Source organism: Streptomyces sp. SID8374 (assembly GCF_009865135.1).
Taxonomy (GTDB): Bacteria; Actinomycetota; Actinomycetes; order Streptomycetales; family Streptomycetaceae; genus Streptomyces.
Window position 1 is genome coordinate 4,461,956 of the sequence record NZ_WWGH01000001.1, and the last position, 14,786, is coordinate 4,476,741.

16 protein-coding genes are annotated in these 14,786 nt (G+C 72.7%); 8 read left to right on the forward strand and 8 right to left on the reverse strand.

Translation table 11 applies throughout. The features are described from left to right. Positions 1–64: 64 nt before the first annotated feature. Complete coding sequence (locus tag GTY67_RS19835) at positions 65–664, reverse strand: TetR/AcrR family transcriptional regulator (RefSeq protein WP_161279540.1); 600 nt, start codon at positions 662–664, stop codon at positions 65–67. Positions 665–871: 207 nt separating this feature from the next. On the opposite strand from GTY67_RS19835, the gene GTY67_RS19840 reads away from it, so the two are divergent. Next, complete coding sequence (locus GTY67_RS19840; RefSeq protein ID WP_161280186.1) at positions 872–3,154, forward strand: glycoside hydrolase family 3 N-terminal domain-containing protein; 2,283 nt, start codon at positions 872–874, stop codon at positions 3,152–3,154. A gap of 64 nt (positions 3,155–3,218) precedes the next feature. Here GTY67_RS19840 and GTY67_RS19845 read toward each other — a convergent pair whose 3' ends face one another. Next, positions 3,219–4,169, reverse strand: coding sequence for an EamA family transporter (locus GTY67_RS19845; RefSeq protein ID WP_161279541.1), 951 nt, complete (start codon positions 4,167–4,169; stop codon positions 3,219–3,221). A gap of 19 nt (positions 4,170–4,188) precedes the next feature. On the opposite strand from GTY67_RS19845, the gene GTY67_RS19850 reads away from it, so the two are divergent. After that, positions 4,189–4,713 carry a MarR family transcriptional regulator gene (locus GTY67_RS19850; protein ID WP_161279542.1) on the forward strand — a complete coding sequence of 175 codons (525 nt, stop codon included), beginning with the start codon at positions 4,189–4,191 and terminating at the stop codon, positions 4,711–4,713. A gap of 12 nt (positions 4,714–4,725) precedes the next feature. Here the strand turns inward: GTY67_RS19850 and GTY67_RS19855 are convergent, their stop codons facing one another. Beyond that, positions 4,726–5,100 carry a MerR family transcriptional regulator gene (locus GTY67_RS19855; RefSeq protein ID WP_161279543.1) on the reverse strand — a complete coding sequence of 125 codons (375 nt, stop codon included), beginning with the start codon at positions 5,098–5,100 and terminating at the stop codon, positions 4,726–4,728. A gap of 28 nt (positions 5,101–5,128) precedes the next feature. Further along, positions 5,129–6,175, reverse strand: a complete 1,047-nt coding sequence (locus GTY67_RS19860; RefSeq protein WP_161279544.1) for an NADP-dependent oxidoreductase — start codon at positions 6,173–6,175, stop codon at positions 5,129–5,131. Between the two features lie 373 nt (positions 6,176–6,548). On the opposite strand from GTY67_RS19860, the gene GTY67_RS19865 reads away from it, so the two are divergent. Together GTY67_RS19865 and GTY67_RS19870 are read left to right on the forward strand one after the other, a co-directional pair. After that, positions 6,549–7,190 (forward strand): TetR/AcrR family transcriptional regulator, encoded by a 642-nt coding sequence (locus tag GTY67_RS19865; protein ID WP_093694123.1) that lies wholly within the window; start codon positions 6,549–6,551, stop codon positions 7,188–7,190. Positions 7,191–7,482: 292 nt separating this feature from the next. Continuing rightward, positions 7,483–8,226 (forward strand): N-acyl homoserine lactonase family protein, encoded by a 744-nt coding sequence (locus GTY67_RS19870; protein WP_343238754.1) that lies wholly within the window; start codon positions 7,483–7,485, stop codon positions 8,224–8,226. On the opposite strand, the gene GTY67_RS19875 is transcribed toward GTY67_RS19870, so the two are convergent. Continuing rightward, positions 8,210–8,950 carry a GDSL-type esterase/lipase family protein gene (locus GTY67_RS19875; RefSeq protein WP_093694172.1) on the reverse strand — a complete coding sequence of 247 codons (741 nt, stop codon included), beginning with the start codon at positions 8,948–8,950 and terminating at the stop codon, positions 8,210–8,212. The genes GTY67_RS19870 and GTY67_RS19875 overlap by 17 nt on opposite strands. A gap of 112 nt (positions 8,951–9,062) precedes the next feature. Here GTY67_RS19875 and GTY67_RS19880 point away from each other — a divergent pair, with 112 nt between their 5' ends. Further along, positions 9,063–10,097: a hypothetical protein gene (locus GTY67_RS19880; RefSeq protein WP_093694174.1), complete on the forward strand. Its 1,035-nt coding sequence runs from the start codon at positions 9,063–9,065 to the stop codon at positions 10,095–10,097. A gap of 45 nt (positions 10,098–10,142) precedes the next feature. On the opposite strand, the gene GTY67_RS19885 is transcribed toward GTY67_RS19880, so the two are convergent. Both GTY67_RS19885 and GTY67_RS19890 read right to left on the reverse strand, forming a co-directional pair. Then, a complete protein-coding gene (locus tag GTY67_RS19885; RefSeq protein WP_093694124.1) occupies positions 10,143–10,544 on the reverse strand; it encodes a PPOX class F420-dependent oxidoreductase in 402 nt (133 codons plus the stop codon). A gap of 31 nt (positions 10,545–10,575) precedes the next feature. Further along, positions 10,576–11,457, reverse strand: a complete 882-nt coding sequence (locus GTY67_RS19890; RefSeq protein ID WP_161279545.1) for a TetR/AcrR family transcriptional regulator C-terminal domain-containing protein — start codon at positions 11,455–11,457, stop codon at positions 10,576–10,578. Between the two features lie 137 nt (positions 11,458–11,594). Between GTY67_RS19890 and GTY67_RS19895 the strand changes: the two genes are divergently transcribed. Both GTY67_RS19895 and GTY67_RS19900 read left to right on the forward strand, forming a co-directional pair. Further along, positions 11,595–12,638 carry an ATP-binding cassette domain-containing protein gene (locus GTY67_RS19895; protein WP_202461505.1) on the forward strand — a complete coding sequence of 348 codons (1,044 nt, stop codon included), beginning with the start codon at positions 11,595–11,597 and terminating at the stop codon, positions 12,636–12,638. Next, positions 12,635–13,474 (forward strand): ABC transporter permease, encoded by an 840-nt coding sequence (locus GTY67_RS19900; RefSeq protein WP_161279546.1) that lies wholly within the window; start codon positions 12,635–12,637, stop codon positions 13,472–13,474. The genes GTY67_RS19895 and GTY67_RS19900 overlap by 4 nt, the downstream gene beginning before the upstream one ends. Positions 13,475–13,504: 30 nt before the next feature. Here GTY67_RS19900 and GTY67_RS19905 read toward each other — a convergent pair whose 3' ends face one another. After that, on the reverse strand, positions 13,505–13,969 hold the full coding sequence (locus GTY67_RS19905; RefSeq protein WP_093694127.1) for a MarR family transcriptional regulator: 465 nt from the start codon (positions 13,967–13,969) through the stop codon (positions 13,505–13,507). 136 nt (positions 13,970–14,105) lie between these two features. Between GTY67_RS19905 and GTY67_RS19910 the strand changes: the two genes are divergently transcribed. Beyond that, a complete protein-coding gene (locus GTY67_RS19910) occupies positions 14,106–14,765 on the forward strand; it encodes a hydrolase (RefSeq protein ID WP_161279547.1) in 660 nt (219 codons plus the stop codon). Positions 14,766–14,786: the final 21 nt, after the last annotated feature.

Consider the following 14,786-nt stretch of genomic DNA (forward strand, 5'->3'; position numbering starts at 1 on the left):
CCCGTAGCGGACCCTCCCGTGGTGAGCCCCTCCTGCGGGAGCCTTCCCGTGTCGGCCCCCGGCCTCAGAACCGTACGGTCAACTGCGCCTGAACATGGGCCCGTAGGACGCCCGCCATGTCCGTCGTGCAGTCGCTGATCAGCCACTGGATCTGGAGGCCGTCCATCAGGGCGATCAACTGCTGTGCTGCGGCGGCCGGTTCGACGCCGGCGCGTAGTTCGCCCGCCTCCCGGGCCTGGACGTAGGCGCGTTCGGTGTTGGCGACCGACGTACGGTAGCGGGCCTCGAAGTAGGCGTGGGCCGGGTGGTCGGGGGAGGTGGCCTCGGCCGCGACCACCGAGAACAGCTCCACGATCCCGCGCCGTTTCGCGTTCAGCTCGGCTAGGTCCACCAGGCGGCGCAGATGGTCGACGCCCCGGGTGACGCCGAGGGCCAGCCACTCGTCGTCCACGTCGTCGCGGCGCTGGAGCACCGCGAGGAGCAGGGCCTCCTTCGTCGGAAAGTGGTGCAGGAGGCCCGGGTGGGAGATGCCGCAGCGGGTGGCGATGACGCGGAGCGAGGCGCCCCGGTAGCCGGCCTCGCCGAACAGGGCCATCGCCTGGTCGAGGATCTCGATCCGCTTGGCCCGGCCCTTGGCGTAGCCGCGCCGCGTTCCCGAGGTCACGCGCATTCACCCGCTGTCATCGGATGCCTCTCTCGTTCCGCCCCCGCGTTGCCGCCGAGCCCGCTCCCGGTCCTGCTCCCGCTCCTGGCCGGGTCCGGTGCTCCGGCCCAGATTCTCACAGGGGTGAATACTTACCATTCCAATACTTACCAAGCGGTCGGTATTGAGCGTACGGTACTGCGGAGTGCCGTCGTGAAAGGAACTCCTGTGGGCCTCCTGCCGCCGTACCTCGACCCCGCGCTCCCCGTCGCGGACCGGGTCGCCGATCTCCTGGGCCGCATGACGCTGCCCGAGAAGGTCGGCCAGATGCTCCAGCTCAACGCCAAGGAGGGCGTGCGGCACCTCGTGGAGGACCTGCACGCGGGGTCGATCCTGCACGCCTCGCCCGAGCGGGTGCTGGAGGCCGCCGCCCTCACCGAGAAGACCCGGCTGCGCATCCCGCTCCTCGTGGCGGAGGACTGCATCCACGGCCACTCCTTCTGGGAGGGCGCCACGATCTACCCGACGCAGCTCGGCATGGCGGCCACCTGGGACACGGACCTGGTGGAGCGGATCGCGCGGGCGACGGCGGTGGAGGTCGCGGCGACCGGCGTGCACTGGACGTTCTCGCCGGTCCTCTGCATCACCCGCGACCTGCGCTGGGGCCGGGTCAGCGAGACCTTCGGCGAAGACCCGTACCTCATCGGTGAGTTGGCCTCCGCGATGGTGCGCGGCTACCAGGGCGAGGGGCTCAGCGACCCGACCGCGATCCTGGCCTGCGCCAAGCACTTCGCCGGGTACTCCGAGACCCAGGGCGGGCGGGACGCCAGCGAGGCGGACATCTCACGGCGCAAGCTGCGCTCGTGGTTCCTGCCGCCGTTCGAGCGGGTCGCCAAGGAGGGGTGCCGGACGTTCATGCTCGGCTACCAGTCCATGGACGGCGTGCCGATCACCGTCAACGACTGGCTGCTGGGCGAGGTGCTGCGCGGCGAGTGGGGCTACACCGGCACACTGGTCACCGACTGGGACAACGTCGGCCGCATGGTGTGGGAGCAGAAGATCTACGCCGATTACGCGCAGGCGTCGGCGGCGGCGGTCCGCGCGGGCAACGACATGGTGATGACCACGTCGAAGTTCTTCGAGGGCGCCCAGGAGGCGGTGGCGGAGGGCACCCTCACGGAGGCCGAGATCGACGCCGCCGTACGCCGCATCCTGACGCTCAAGTTCGAGCTCGGCCTCTTCGAAAACCCCCGCCACCCCGACGCCGCCCGGCAGGCCGCGTTCATCGGCAGCGCCGAGCACGCCGCCCTCAACCTGGAGGCCGCCCGGCGCTCGCTGGTGCTGCTCACCAACGACGGAACGCTGCCGCTGGCAGGCGGTCCGGAGGGGGCGGGGGAAGGACGGGCCACGGGGCCCGGGCCCCGGACCGTCGCCGTCGTCGGGCCCAACGCCGATGACGCGCAGACCCAGTTGGGCGACTGGGCGGGCTCCTCCGGGCAGGCGGACTGGCTCCCCGACGGGCAGCCGCGCACCCTGATCCGTACCGTCCTCGACGGCTTCCGCGACAAGGTGCCCGCCGACTGGACCGTCTCGTACGCGCCCGGCGCCCGCATCCTGGACGTCGGGCCCGACCCGGAGGGGGAGTTCTTCCCCGACGGGCAGCCCCGCCCCGAGGTCGTCGTCCCGGCCGCGCCCGATCCGGCGATGGTCGCGGAGGCGGTGGCCGCCGCCGAGGCCGCCGACTACGTGGTCGCCGTCGTCGGGGACCGGATCGAGTTGATCGGCGAGGGCAAGTCGACCGCCACCCTCGAACTCGTCGGCGACCAGGTCGCGTTGCTGGACGCGCTGGCGGCGACGGGCAAGCCGCTGGTCGTCGTGGTCATCAGCTCCAAGCCGCTGGTCCTGCCGCCGTCCGCGCTCGGTGCGGCGGCGATCGTGTACGCGGCCAACCCGGGGATGCTCGGCGGTACGGCGGTGGCGGAGCTGCTCCTCGGCCTGATCGAACCGACCGGCCGGCTCCCGCTCTCCTTCGCCCGGCACGCGGGGCAGCAGCCGACGTACTACAACCAGGTGCGCGGCCAGCACGGCACGCGGTACGCGGACCTCACGCAGAGCCCGGCGTTCGCGTTCGGGGAGGGGCTGAGCTACACGACGGTCACGTACACCGATCTGGAGCTGCTGACGGCGGTCGTCGAACCGGACGAGACCGTACGGGCGCGGGTGACGCTCACCAACTCCGGTGCCCGGCCCGCGCTGGAGACCCTTCAGGTGTACGTGAGCGACACGGTGACCTCGGTGACCTGGGCGGAGAAGGAGCTGAAGGCGTACGAGCAAGTGCCGCTGGGTCCGGGGGAGTCACGCCAGGTGGTGATCGAACTGCCTGTGGCCGACTGCACGTTGGTGGACGCGCAGGGGCGGCGTGTGGTGGAGCCGGGGCGCTTCGAGCTGCTGGTGGGGCCGTCTTCGCGCGACGAGGTTTTGTTGCGGGCGGAGTTCACGGTCAAGGGGTGAGCCCCGGGAGGAGTGGGCAGGTCGCCCGGGGTTCACGGTGAGCGGTGGGCAGGTCGCCCGGGGTTCACGGTGAACGGTGGATACGGGAGGGGCGCTCGCCGGGGGCGGGGGTGCCGGGTGTCTCCGGGGGTTCGGAGGGTTCCGGCGCCTCGGGCGGCGGTGCGGGCGTCCGGGCGGCGCGCTGGCCGAGCACGACGCCGCACAGCGTGAGCACCAGGCCGACGACCTGCCGGCCGGAGAGGCTCTCACCGGCGAGCAGCAGCCCCAGCAGCACGCCTGTCACGGGGTTGAGCAGCCCCAGCAGCCCGACCGTCCCCGCCGGCAGGTGCTTCAGCCCCAGGAACCAGGCGGCGAAGGCGAGGGCGGTCGCCACCACGGCCAGGTAGGCGAAACCGAGGAGCGCGGGGCCGTCGAGGGCGGGCGGCGCGCCCTCCACCAGGGCCGCGCACGGCACGAGCAGCAGCCCGCCGCCGAGCAACTGCCAGCTGGTGGCGGCGAGTACGTCCACCTCGCCGCTCCACCGCTTGGCCAGGACGTACCCGTACGAGGACATCGCCATCGCCCCGACGGAGGCGAGCACCCCGATCGCGTCCACCGAACCGGCTGCCGTGAACACCATCAGGCAGACGCCGCCGACGCCGGTCAGGGCCCCGGCGAGGTGCTTCCAGCCCGGCCGCTCACCGACCAGCGGCCAGGCCAGCATCATCATGAACAGGGGCGCGAGGGCCATGATGATCGACGCCAGGCTGGTGGGGAGGCGCTGCGCCGCCACGTAGACGAGGGCGAAGAAGCCGCTCATGTTCAGCGCGCCGAGCACCAGGGACTTCCACCACCAGCTCCCCTGCGGCAGCTTCCGGCAGAGGGCCAGGAGGAGCAGCCCGGCGGGGACCGCCCGGAAGGCGGCGCCGTACAGGGGGTGGCTCTCGGGCAGATACTCGCGCGTGACGAAGTAGGTCGTGCCCCAGGCCACGGGGGCCACCGCCGTGACCAGCGACCATTTCAGGTTACCTTCCATGGAAGCTATTATGCCTTCCATGGAAGGTAATCTTCGGGATGCGGCTCCGGGAGGCGCGGGACCCGACCATGTGGCCCGCATCCAGGCCGAGTGGGCGCGGGAGCGCCCGGACGTGGACGTCTCCCCGCAGGCCGTCATCGGCCGTCTGCACCGCCTGGGCCACCTCCTGACCGCCCGCCTCGACGTCGTCTACGCCGCCCACGGCCTGTCGGAGGGCGAGTTCGACGTCCTGGCCGCGCTGCGCCGGGCCGGGGCGCCCTTCGAGCGGGCGCCGGGCGAGCTGGCCGCGCACACGATGGTCACCACGGGCGCGATGACCAAGCGGATCGACCGCCTCCAGCGCGCCGGCCTGGTGACCCGGCGTCGCTCGGCGGCGGACGGCCGGGGCCGGGTGGTCGCGCTGACCCCGGCGGGCCGGTCGCTGATCGACCGGGCGTTCACCGAGCACATGCGCAACGAGCGGAACCTGCTGGACGCGCTGGAGCCGCAGGAGGCGGCGGAGTTGGAGCGGCTGCTGACGGCGTGGCTGGCGCGGGTGGAGTAGCCGGCGGGCCCGCTACTGCTCCCCGTAGACCCGGCGCGCCAGCTCCTCGCGGAGCCGGGTGAGGCGGTCGATCTCGGCGTCGAGGAGGGCGAGGCGGCGGCCGACGACCCCCGCGCCGGCGCCCGCCGGGGCGTCGGGGGACCCGCACCGGGGCGGCGGGCCCTCGGTGAGGAGGTGGAGGCGGTCGGCCAGGGAGCGCAGGTCCTCGATGGTGAAGCCGGAGCCCAGCAGCTCACGGATGACGCGGAGCCGGGCGACCTCGGCGGGCCGGTAGTCGCGCTGGCCCGAAGGTGTGCGGCCGGGCGGCGGGAGCAGCCCGCGCTGTTCGTACAGGCGCAGCGCCCTGGGGGTGCACCCCGCCGCCGCAGCCGCCTCACCGATCCGCATGACGCCCACCCCTGCCGCCCGACAGCCGCTACAACTCCACGACGACGGCCCCGAAGTGCCGCCCTTCGATCAACTCCTGCAACGCCTGCGGCGCCCGATCGATGCCCGGGATCCGGACGTGCGGGAAGGTGATCTCGCCGGAGCGCAGCCACGCGCCGAACCGCCCGGTCCACTCCTCCTCGATGCCGGGGTGGTCCGTACCGCTGTAACCGCGCAGCGAGAGGCCCTTCACGACGATCCGGAACGAGTCGATCTCCACCGGCGCGCTGCCGCCCGCCCGCCGCGCCGACATCTGCCCGGACAACGCCCCGACCAGGGCGAAGCGGGCCCCTTGCCGGGCCGCGCCGACGGCCGCCGCCAGCTGTTCACCGCCGACGGTGTCCACGAGGACGTCGATGCCGTCGGGCGCGGCCTCGGCGAGCTGGGTGGCGAAGGGGGCCCCGGAGTCGCCCGGGTCTCCCAGGAGCACGGCGTCGTAACCGAGTTCGTCGGAGAGCCGTTCGGCCTTCCCGCGGGACCGGGTGGTGCCGATCACCCGCCCGGCGCCCAGCAGCCGGGCGATCGGGCCGGCGAGGGTGCCGACGGCTCCGGCAGCGCCGGTGACCAGGACGGTGTCGCCGGTGCGGACAGGGGCGAGCCGGGTGAGGGCCCCGTACGCGGACGACCCCTGGGAGAGGTACCCGGCCGGGTCGGGCAGCGCGTCCCCGACGGCCGTGCACTGATCGGCGTCCACCACGGCGTGGTCCCGCCACCCGTGCAGGTGGGTGACGGTGTCCCCGACCCGCAGGGGGCTGTCGTCCGGCGCCGCGACGACCTCACCGACGGCAGGCCCGAACAGGGCGTCGCCCCTGTTCAGCGCGGGGAGCGGAAGCCCCTCGACCTCGCCGCCGATGAGGGTGCGCAGACCGGGGAAGACCAGAAAGTAGCGGTTCCGGACGAGGACCTGACCCGTTCCGGGTGCGGTGAGGGGCGCTTCGGTGACGGTGAAGTCCTGTGCCGTGGGCAGCCCTTGGGGCACGGAGGTCAGGCGGACCTCGCGGGCGGTACGGGGGAGGGGCGGGGTGACGGCGGGCATGCGGGGCTCCTCGGCTGGCATCGGCGGGGCGGCGCGCGCGGCACGCGGAAGGTGTCCGGGCGGCGGGTGCGGTGACGCTAACCCTTGACCCGTGGGTCAGGGTCAAGCGCGGGCGGGAGGGGATCGGCGCGGACCGGGGTGGGTGGGCGCGGCCCGGAGGGGAGGGGATTGGCCCGGTCTCGGAGGGGGATTGGCGCGGGCTCGGAGGAGACCGAAGGTGAATCGTGCGGCGAAGAAGCGTTTCGGCTTGACAGCGTTGCGCCGTACGGGTGTGGCGCGGCACTCCGGCGGCCCTCGGGGCGAGCACAATGGGGCGGCGGTTCGTGCAGAGGTGCCGAGGCCCTCTCCCGCACCTTGCGCTGAAGGAGGACCGGTGGCTGATGGCTGGGCGGTTCAGCGGACAGGGCCCGGTGACCAGGCCCGTACCCAGGCGAGGGAACAACTGCTGGATGCCGCAAGGGAGCTGTACGGGGTCGTCGGCTACCGGGAGACCTCCGAGGCGGACCTGTGCGAGGCGGCCGGGGTCACGCCCGAGGTGCTCCGCCAGGAGTACGGGACGCGGGAGGGCCTGCTCATCGCCCTGCACAACCGGGTCACCACCATCGGCCTGCGGGCCGCGGAGGCCGCCCTGCTCTCCGAGGGGATCGACGAGTGCGCGATCGGGGAGAGGGTCCGGCGCCTCTTCGACGCGTACGTGGAGGCCGTCACCCGGGATCCGCGCGAGGCCCGGGTGACCTTCGTCGAGGTGCTGGGCGTCAGCGCGGTGGTGGACGAGCACTGCAAGCTCTGGCGGGCCCTGTGGACGGAGTTCCTCACGGGGGAGGCCGAGCGGGCGGTGGAACGGGGCGAGGCGGAGGACCGGGACCACCGCGTGGACGTCATGGTGATGGTCGGCACGGTCCACGAACTGATGGCCCACCACACCCGCCGCTGCCGCCGGGCCCGCCCGGAGGAGGTCTCGCGCGAACTGACGGAGCTGGCGCTGACGATGCTGGGGTCGCAGCGGGTGGGGTGACGGGGTCGTGGTTCGGTGAGGGGCCGGGCAGGCGGGGTGTCACCCTCACCGCAGCGGCCCCAGGCGCGGGCCGGCTCTGCTGTCGGCAGAGCGCCCGGACACCGTCCCGCCCAGCTGCCAGGCTGGCCGGATGACGCAGCGTACGAACGCGACAGGGAGCGGGAGCGGGGCCAGGGCCGAGGCCGGGACCAAGGCCATGACCGGGACCGGGGCTGAAGCAGGGACCAAGGCCAGGACCGGGACCGAGGCCGGGACCAAGGCCGTGACCGGGACCGAAGCCGCGACCGGGGCCGTGGCCAGGGCCGAGTCCGGGCCCGGGACCGTCACCGTCCACCGCCTCGACCTAGGCTTCTTCGTCCGGCCCGCAGTCGAGGTCGGCGGGCCGCACCCCCGAGTCGAACCGGTGCTCGCCTACCTGGTTGAGCACCCGCGCGGTCGGCTCCTCTTCGATACGGGGATCGGGGCCGGGGACCCGGGGGCCGAAGCGCACTACCGGCCCCGGCGTCGGCCGCTGGAGGGGGCGCTGGCCGCCGTGGGGACGGCACTTGAGGACGTGAGCGTCGCCGTGAACTGCCACCTCCACTTCGACCACATCGGCGGCAACCCTCTGCTTGCGGGCGTGCCCGTCCTCGTACAGGAGACCGAGCTGGCGGCCGCGCGCAGGGGCGGGTACACCATCGACGCGCTCGTCGACTTCCCCGGCGCCCGGTACGAGGAGCTCTCCGGGGAGGCCGAGATCTGGCCCGGGGTGTGGGTGGTGCCGACCCCCGGGCACACCGACGGGCACCAGTCGCTGGTCGTCCGGGAGGGGGACGGGACCGTCGTCGTCCTCGCCGGGCAGGCCCATGACTTCGCGTCGCACTACGCCTCCGACGCGCTCGCCCGCCGTGCCGTACGCGACGGGGTGGCGGAGCCGCTTCCGCCGTACCGGCCCTGGACGGACCGGCTGGCCGCGTTCGACCCGGGGCGGGTGTTCTTCGCGCACGACTGCTCGGTGTGGGAACCGGCGTCGGGGCGGGTCAGCCCTCCGCGGTGACCGGTCCGCCGACGAGCGCCGGCTGCGGCTGCGACGTCGCGTCCAGCCGCGCGTACCGCCCGCCCAGCCCCCACGCCTGGTGCATCGCGTCGGCGAAGGCGGCCGCGAGGAGGTGTTCGCCGGTCGGGCCCGGGTGGGTGCCGTCGTACGTGTCCGTATGGATGTCGTAGCCCGGCGGGCGCGAGGCCAGGAGGAGCGGGGAGGCCGGGGTGTCGAGGTCGGCCACGGCCTTGGCGAGGAGTTCGTTGAAGCGGGCGCAGGAGGCGGCGAAGGGGGCGTCCGACTCGGCCCGGATGTTCGGTATCACCGGGAGCAGCACCATCCGGATGTGCGGGTTGGCCGTGCGGGCCGCCTCGATGAACGTGCGGGCGTTGGCCGCCGTCTGCTCGGCGTCCGTGTAGAACCCGAGGTCTATCAGGCCCAGCGAGACCAGCAGTACGTCCGCCTCCGCCTCGCGCACCGCGTCCGCGATCGCCGGGGCCATGTGCAGCCACCCCTCGCCCCACCCTGCCAGGTGTCGGCGCGCGTCGGGCGGGAAGGACGGGTCGGCGTACGCATGGGAGAGCGGGGCGTCCGCCTCGGGGTCGTACAGCGTCGTGCGCGGCCCGACGATCTCGTACGGAGTCGGGCAGACCGCCTCAAGGTGCTGCCACAGGCGGTAGCGCCAGGTGAAGTCGCCGGTGGCGCCGATGGTCATGGAGTCGCCGACCGGGAGAAAACGCATGGCGTCATCATGGCCGATCACGGCTGTGGCCTGCGACGTGACGATGGACACGGTGGGGCGGGGCGGGGCCGGACCGGCGGTGGACGGGGCCGGGACCGTGGACACTTGGGCCATGCGTTCGTATCCGAGCCGCCGCCGTGCTGTCGCAGGTCTCGCCGCTCCCGCCGCAGCCTTCCTGCTGCTCCTCGGCGCCGCCTGCCCCGCCGTCGCCGCCGACGGGGAGCCCGACCGTGACTTCACGATCGAGGACCCCCGTATCACCGAGTCCAGCGGCCTCGCCGCCAGCCGTCTGCACCCCGGCGTCTACTGGACGCACAACGACAGCGACGACGGCCCCTACGTCTTCGCCGTCGACTCCCGCACCGGGAAGACCGTCGCGACCGTCACCATGCGGGGCATCGGGGAGCCGCGCGATGTGGAGGCCATCTCCATCGGGCCCGACGGGGACATCTACGTCGGTGACATCGGGGACAACCTGGACGGGACCTGGTCCCACGTCTGGATCTACCGCTTTCCCGAGCCCAAGACCCTGCGCGACGCCACCGTCACCGCCACCCAGTACGACGTGAAGTACGCCGACGGGGCCCGCAACGCCGAGGCGCTGATGGTCCACCCCAAGACCGGACGCGTCTACATCGCCTCCAAGAACGAGGACGGCGGCGGGCTCTACGAAGGGCCCGCCGAGCTCACCGCCGGGTCCGTCAACACCTTCCGGCGGGTCGGCGAGGTGCCGTGGGTGACCGACGGGGCCTTCTCGCCCGACGGCGGCTCGCTGGTGCTGCGCTCGTACTTCAGCGCCCGCGTGTACGACTTCGAGGACGGCCGCCTCGGCGAGAGCCGGTCGGTCGCCGCGCCGTTCCAGCGGCAGGCGGAGTCGGTGACGTACACGGCGGACGGCTCGGCCCTGATGTTCGGCTCCGAGGGTGTGCGCAGCGGCGTCGTGCGCGTGGAGGTCGAAGGGGGCGGCAAGCCGACGGGGGGCGGGGAGGAGAAGGGGAAGCCCTCGGGGAGTGGGAGTCCGGCGCAAGGGGCGGGCGACGGTCAGGACGGTGACGGCAAGGGGAGCGTGGGGCTGGGTGCCGTGATCATCGTCGGGGTCGGGGCCCTCTGGTTCGCGCTGCGGCGGAAGCGCGGCGGGCAGGGGTGAGGCCCCCAGGGGTGAGGCCCGTGGGGGGCCGGTGGACCGACCCGCTCAGTCGCCGTTCGTCATCGGCCACACCTCGTAGTGCAGCGTCTTGTCCCGCTTCAGCCGGTGCACCAGCGGGACGAGCACGCCCTGCACGATCGGGTACTTCCGCGACAGCATCCGCGCCGCGTGCGTGTTCTCCTTCGTGCCGGGCCGCAGCAGCCGTGCGTGGGCGCTGATCTCCGGGCCCGTGGGTCTGCCCCGGACCGTGCAGGGGGCGAGTTCCACCTTCGGGTGGTTCCGCATCCGCTCCACCTTCCAGGCGGAGGAGAACGTGCGGATGAAGGCGTGATCGCCCTCGACGGCGATGTTGACGGGCGTGCCGACGGGTGTGCCGTCCTGACGGTGGGTGCTCAGCAGGACGGCGTACTGCTTCACGAAGGGGGCTAGCTCCCGGCTGGCGTCCATATATCCATTGGGGCACGGGCCGGGCGTGTTGTCATGTCCGGTCCGCCGCCGGGGCCGGTGCCGGGTCCGGCGTACGCTCCGCCGCCGGGGTTGTCGCCGGGGCCGGTGCCGAGGCTGCCGTCCGTTCCGCCACCAGGGCCTCGAAACCGGCGATCAAGCGGTCAAGTCCGAACGTGAAGTGGTCGAAGTCGGCGCTGAAGGTGTCCTCCGACATCCCCGCCATCATCGGGTACCCGCCGCTGAGCATGGCCCGCTCCAGGTAGGGGTGCTGGCTCTCCCAGAACTCCTCGTCGCTCAGCCCGGTCTGCGCCACCGCCTCCGCCGCGTCGGCCTGGGTGCGGGCGAGGCCCTCGACGAAGCTGTTGACCGTGATGATCACGCCGATCAGCTCGGGGTCGCGCAGCCCCATGGACCGCAGCGCGGTGAGGGCGAGCTCCAGACCGCGCAGGGCGCTGGGGCCGAGCACCGTACGGGCCTGGTTGATCTTCAGCAGCCAGGGGTGGCGGCGCAGGTTGTCGAGGTAGGTGCGGGCCATGGTGTCGATCGCCACCCGCCAGTCCTCGGGGGCGGGGTGGTCGGCGGCGGGACGTCCGGACCCGGCGGGCAGGGGCTCGCCCAGCACCCGGTCCAGCATCAGATCCAGGAGTTCGGCCTTGCCGGGGACGTACCGGTAGAGCGACATCGTGCCCGTGCCGAGCTCGGTGGAGAGCCGGCGCATGGAGACGGCGGAGAGCCCTTCCGCGTCCGCGACGGCGACGGCGGCCGTGACGATCCGGTCCAGCGTGAGGCCCGGTTTGGGGCCCCGGCTGGGGCGGTCCCCGGTGCCCCACAGGAGTTCCAGGCTGCGCGCGATGTCGCCGCTCCCGGTCGTCGTGCCGTCCGTCGCCGCCGCAGTCGATCCGTCTTTCGCCATGGGGGCAGCGTAGTCCGCCGGAGGGGATTTGGGTACGCCGTACTCGTATCTAGGTACACCGTACTCGGTTTGGGGTACGGTGTACTCAATTCGCTTCCGGGTCGGTCGGAGAAGCCCGGGGAAGCAGGGGGTCGCGCATGTCCATGTCCGAGAACAGGCCGAGGCCCGCGTCCGGATACGCGGTGCTCGCCGAAGGTGTCGTCAAGCGGTACCGGGGGCGGGGGAAGGAGGCGGTCGAGAAGCGGGCACTCGACGGGTTCGACCTCGCCGTACGCCCCGGCGCCGTCCACGGCCTGCTCGGTCCGAACGGGGCCGGCAAGACCACCGCCGTACGGGTCCTCGCCACTCTCCTGCGGTACGACGAGGGCCGGGCCGAGGTGGCGGGACTCGACGTGCGGCGAGAACCCCGCCGCGTACGGAGCAGGATCGGGCTCGCCGGTCAGTACGCCGCCGTCGACGAGGGGCTCACCGGGCGGCAGAACCTGGAGATGTTCGGGCGCCTCTTCCACCTCGGCAACCGCGGGGCCCGGCTCCGCGCCGGGGAGCTGCTGGAACGGTTCGGCCTGGTGGAGGCGGCCGACAGGAGCGCCCAGGAGTACAGCGGCGGCATGCGGCGCCGACTCGACCTCGCCTCCTCGATGATCCTCTCGCCCGACGTGCTCTTCCTGGACGAGCCGACGACCGGACTCGACCCGCGCGGCCGGGGCGAGGTCTGGGACGCGGTCCGGGCCCTGGTGGCGGGCGGTACGACGGTGCTGCTCACCACGCAGTACCTGGACGAGGCGGACCGCCTGGCCTCGCACATCACCGTCATCGACCGGGGGCGGGCCATCGCCGACGACACCCCGGACGCGCTGAAGAACCGCGTCGGCGGGGACCGGATCGAGGTCGTCGCCGCGGAGGAGGGCGACCTGGCCGCCGTGGCGAAGGCCGTCGACCGGGTGGCCGGGGGCGGGCTCGTCCTCACCGACGACACCACCCGCCGGGTGCACGCCCAGGTCGCCGACCGGGTGGCGGCGCTGACCGAGGTGGCCCGCAGTCTCCAGGACGACGGGATCGTGGTGGAGGACATCGGGCTGCGCAGGCCGAGCCTGGACGACGTGTTCCTGCGGCTGACGGGACACGGCACGGACCAGGGCACGGAGACGGACGACGCACCGGTGGAGGTGGCGGCGGCATGACCACGCTCGAACGGAAGCCCGCGGTGACGGGCCGGCTCCGCGAACACGGCCCCGCCTACTGGGCGGTCTCCGACTCCTGGAACACCACCCGCCGCGTCCTCACCCACTACCGGCGCAGCCCCGCCTCCATCGTCTGGCAGCTCGGCTTCCCGATCCTCTCCGTCCTGCTGTACGGGTACATCTTCGGCAGCGCCATGAAGGTGCCCGGCGGCGGTGACTACCGGGAGTTCCTGATGCCCGGCATGTTCACCATGACCATGACGATGGGCTTCATGAACACCGCCGTGGCCGTCGTCACCGACGCCCGCAAGGGGGTCGTCGACCGCTTCCGGTCCATGCCGATGGCTCCCTCCGCCTTCGCCTCCGGGCGCGGGGTGGCCGACCTGGTGGTCGCCGCCGCCGAGCTGACCATCCTGGCCGTCACGGCGCTGCTGATCGGCTGGCGCGCGGGCGGCGGCGTGACGGCGGCCCTCGGGGCGTTCGGGCTGCTCCTGCTGTTGCGGTTCGGCCTGATCTGGGTGGGCGTCTGGCTCGGCCTGCTGGTCCCCACGCCGGAGGCGGCGGGCGGGCTGTACGCGGTCGCCTTCCCGCTCACGATGATCTCCAGCACCTTGGTCGCTCCGTCCCTGATGCCGGACTGGCTGGGCACGGTCGCCGCCTGGAACCCCATCTCCTCGACCGCGACCGCCACTCGCGAACTGTTCGGCAACCCGGTGGCCGGCGGCTCCACCTGGGTGGAGGAGCACGCCCTGCTGATGGCGGTGGTGTGGCCGCTGGTGATCACGCTGGTCTTCCTGCCGCTGGCGGTACGGCGGTTCCGGCGGCTGAGCCGGTGAGGGAGCAGGGCCCGGAGGTGCGGCGGCCGGTCAGTCGGGCTGCTTCTCCATGTGGGCGAGGACGCGGTTGGAGATGCGGGCGAGCGTGTCCAGCTCCTCCTGGGTGAGCGCGTCGACGAACAGCCGCCGCACGTGGTCCACATGCACCGGCGCGGCCTCCTCGATCGCCGTGCGGCCGGCCGGAGTGGCGACGACGAGCGCTCCGCGGCCGTCGTCGGCGCACTCCTCCTTCGCGACCAGTCCGCGTTTGGCCATCCGTCCTACCTGGTGGGACATGCGGCTCTTCTCCCACTCCAGCAGCTTGGCCAGGTCCGTGAGGCGCATCCGTCCGCCGGCCTCGGTGAGTTTGGCCAGCACGAGATAGTCGGCCGGCGACATATGGGAGTCGGACTGGACCCGGCGGGAGAGCCGTCCGATGAGCTTCTCCTGCATGCGGATGAAGCTGTCCCAGGCGGCCTGCTGTTCCGGCGTCAGCCAGCGAGGCGGTGCATCCATGGAAGGAGCGTAGCGAGGCCGCCGAGGCTTCCCGTGAACCGGCTGTCACGTGGGGTGGTTGACGCATCAACCACCTGCTGCCTAGGGTGGGTGACACGTCAACTACATGGCGTGCGGCTCCAGAAGGGACACCCCCATGAGCACCTCGAACAAGGCCGGACTCGACGCGCTGCTGACGCCCGAGGAGAGCGTCCTGGTGCTGATCGACCACCAGCCCTTCCAGTTCGCCAACCTGAACAGTCACGAACCGGCGACGATCGTCAACAACGTCGTCGGACTCGCCAAGGCGGCCAAGGCGTTCGGCGTCCCGACCATCCTGACCACGGTGCTGGAGGAGCGCGGCGGCTATCTGATCCAGGGCATCCAGGACGTGTTTCCGGAGCAGAAGCCGATCGACCGGACCTTCATCAACACCTGGCAGGACCGGCGCGTCGTCGACGCCGTCAAGGCGACCGGACGGAAGAAGCTGATCCTCGCCGGGCTCTGGACGGAGATATGCCTGGCGATGCCCGCCATCCAGGCGGCAGGTGAGGGCTTCGACGTCTACGCCGTCACCGACGCCTCGGGCGGTGTCTCGGCGGAGGCCCACGACATGGCGGTGCGCCGCATGGTCCAGGCGGGCGTCGTCCCGATCACCTGGATGGCCGTGATGGGCGAGTGGCAGCGCGACTGGGCCCGCGAGGAGACCGTTCCGGCCGCCGCCGAGGTCCAGGCCCAGCACGGCGGAGCGTCCGGGGTGGCCTTCGCCTGGGAGATGCAGCTCCTCGCCGCCGGGCGCGCCGGGAGCGGCGCCTGACCGCCGACGGGCCCGTGACCG

Coding starts and splice junctions, on each gene's coding strand:
- GTY67_RS19885 (WP_093694124.1), bottom strand. CDS start 10,544: ATGGACGCCAGCCGGGAGCTAGCCCCCTTCGTGAAGCAGTACGCCGTC.
- GTY67_RS19910 (WP_161279547.1), top strand. CDS start 14,106: ATGAGCACCTCGAACAAGGCCGGACTCGACGCGCTGCTGACGCCCGAG.
- GTY67_RS19855 (WP_161279543.1), bottom strand. CDS start 5,100: ATGCGGATCGGTGAGGCGGCTGCGGCGGCGGGGTGCACCCCCAGGGCG.
- GTY67_RS19860 (WP_161279544.1), bottom strand. CDS start 6,175: ATGCCCGCCGTCACCCCGCCCCTCCCCCGTACCGCCCGCGAGGTCCGC.
- GTY67_RS19890 (WP_161279545.1), bottom strand. CDS start 11,457: ATGGCGAAAGACGGATCGACTGCGGCGGCGACGGACGGCACGACGACC.
- GTY67_RS19905 (WP_093694127.1), bottom strand. CDS start 13,969: ATGGATGCACCGCCTCGCTGGCTGACGCCGGAACAGCAGGCCGCCTGG.
- GTY67_RS19875 (WP_093694172.1), bottom strand. CDS start 8,950: ATGCGTTTTCTCCCGGTCGGCGACTCCATGACCATCGGCGCCACCGGC.
- GTY67_RS19850 (WP_161279542.1), top strand. CDS start 4,189: ATGGAAGGTAATCTTCGGGATGCGGCTCCGGGAGGCGCGGGACCCGAC.
- GTY67_RS19895 (WP_202461505.1), top strand. CDS start 11,595: ATGTCCATGTCCGAGAACAGGCCGAGGCCCGCGTCCGGATACGCGGTG.
- GTY67_RS19845 (WP_161279541.1), bottom strand. CDS start 4,169: ATGGAAGGTAACCTGAAATGGTCGCTGGTCACGGCGGTGGCCCCCGTG.
- GTY67_RS19900 (WP_161279546.1), top strand. CDS start 12,635: ATGACCACGCTCGAACGGAAGCCCGCGGTGACGGGCCGGCTCCGCGAA.
- GTY67_RS19880 (WP_093694174.1), top strand. CDS start 9,063: ATGCGTTCGTATCCGAGCCGCCGCCGTGCTGTCGCAGGTCTCGCCGCT.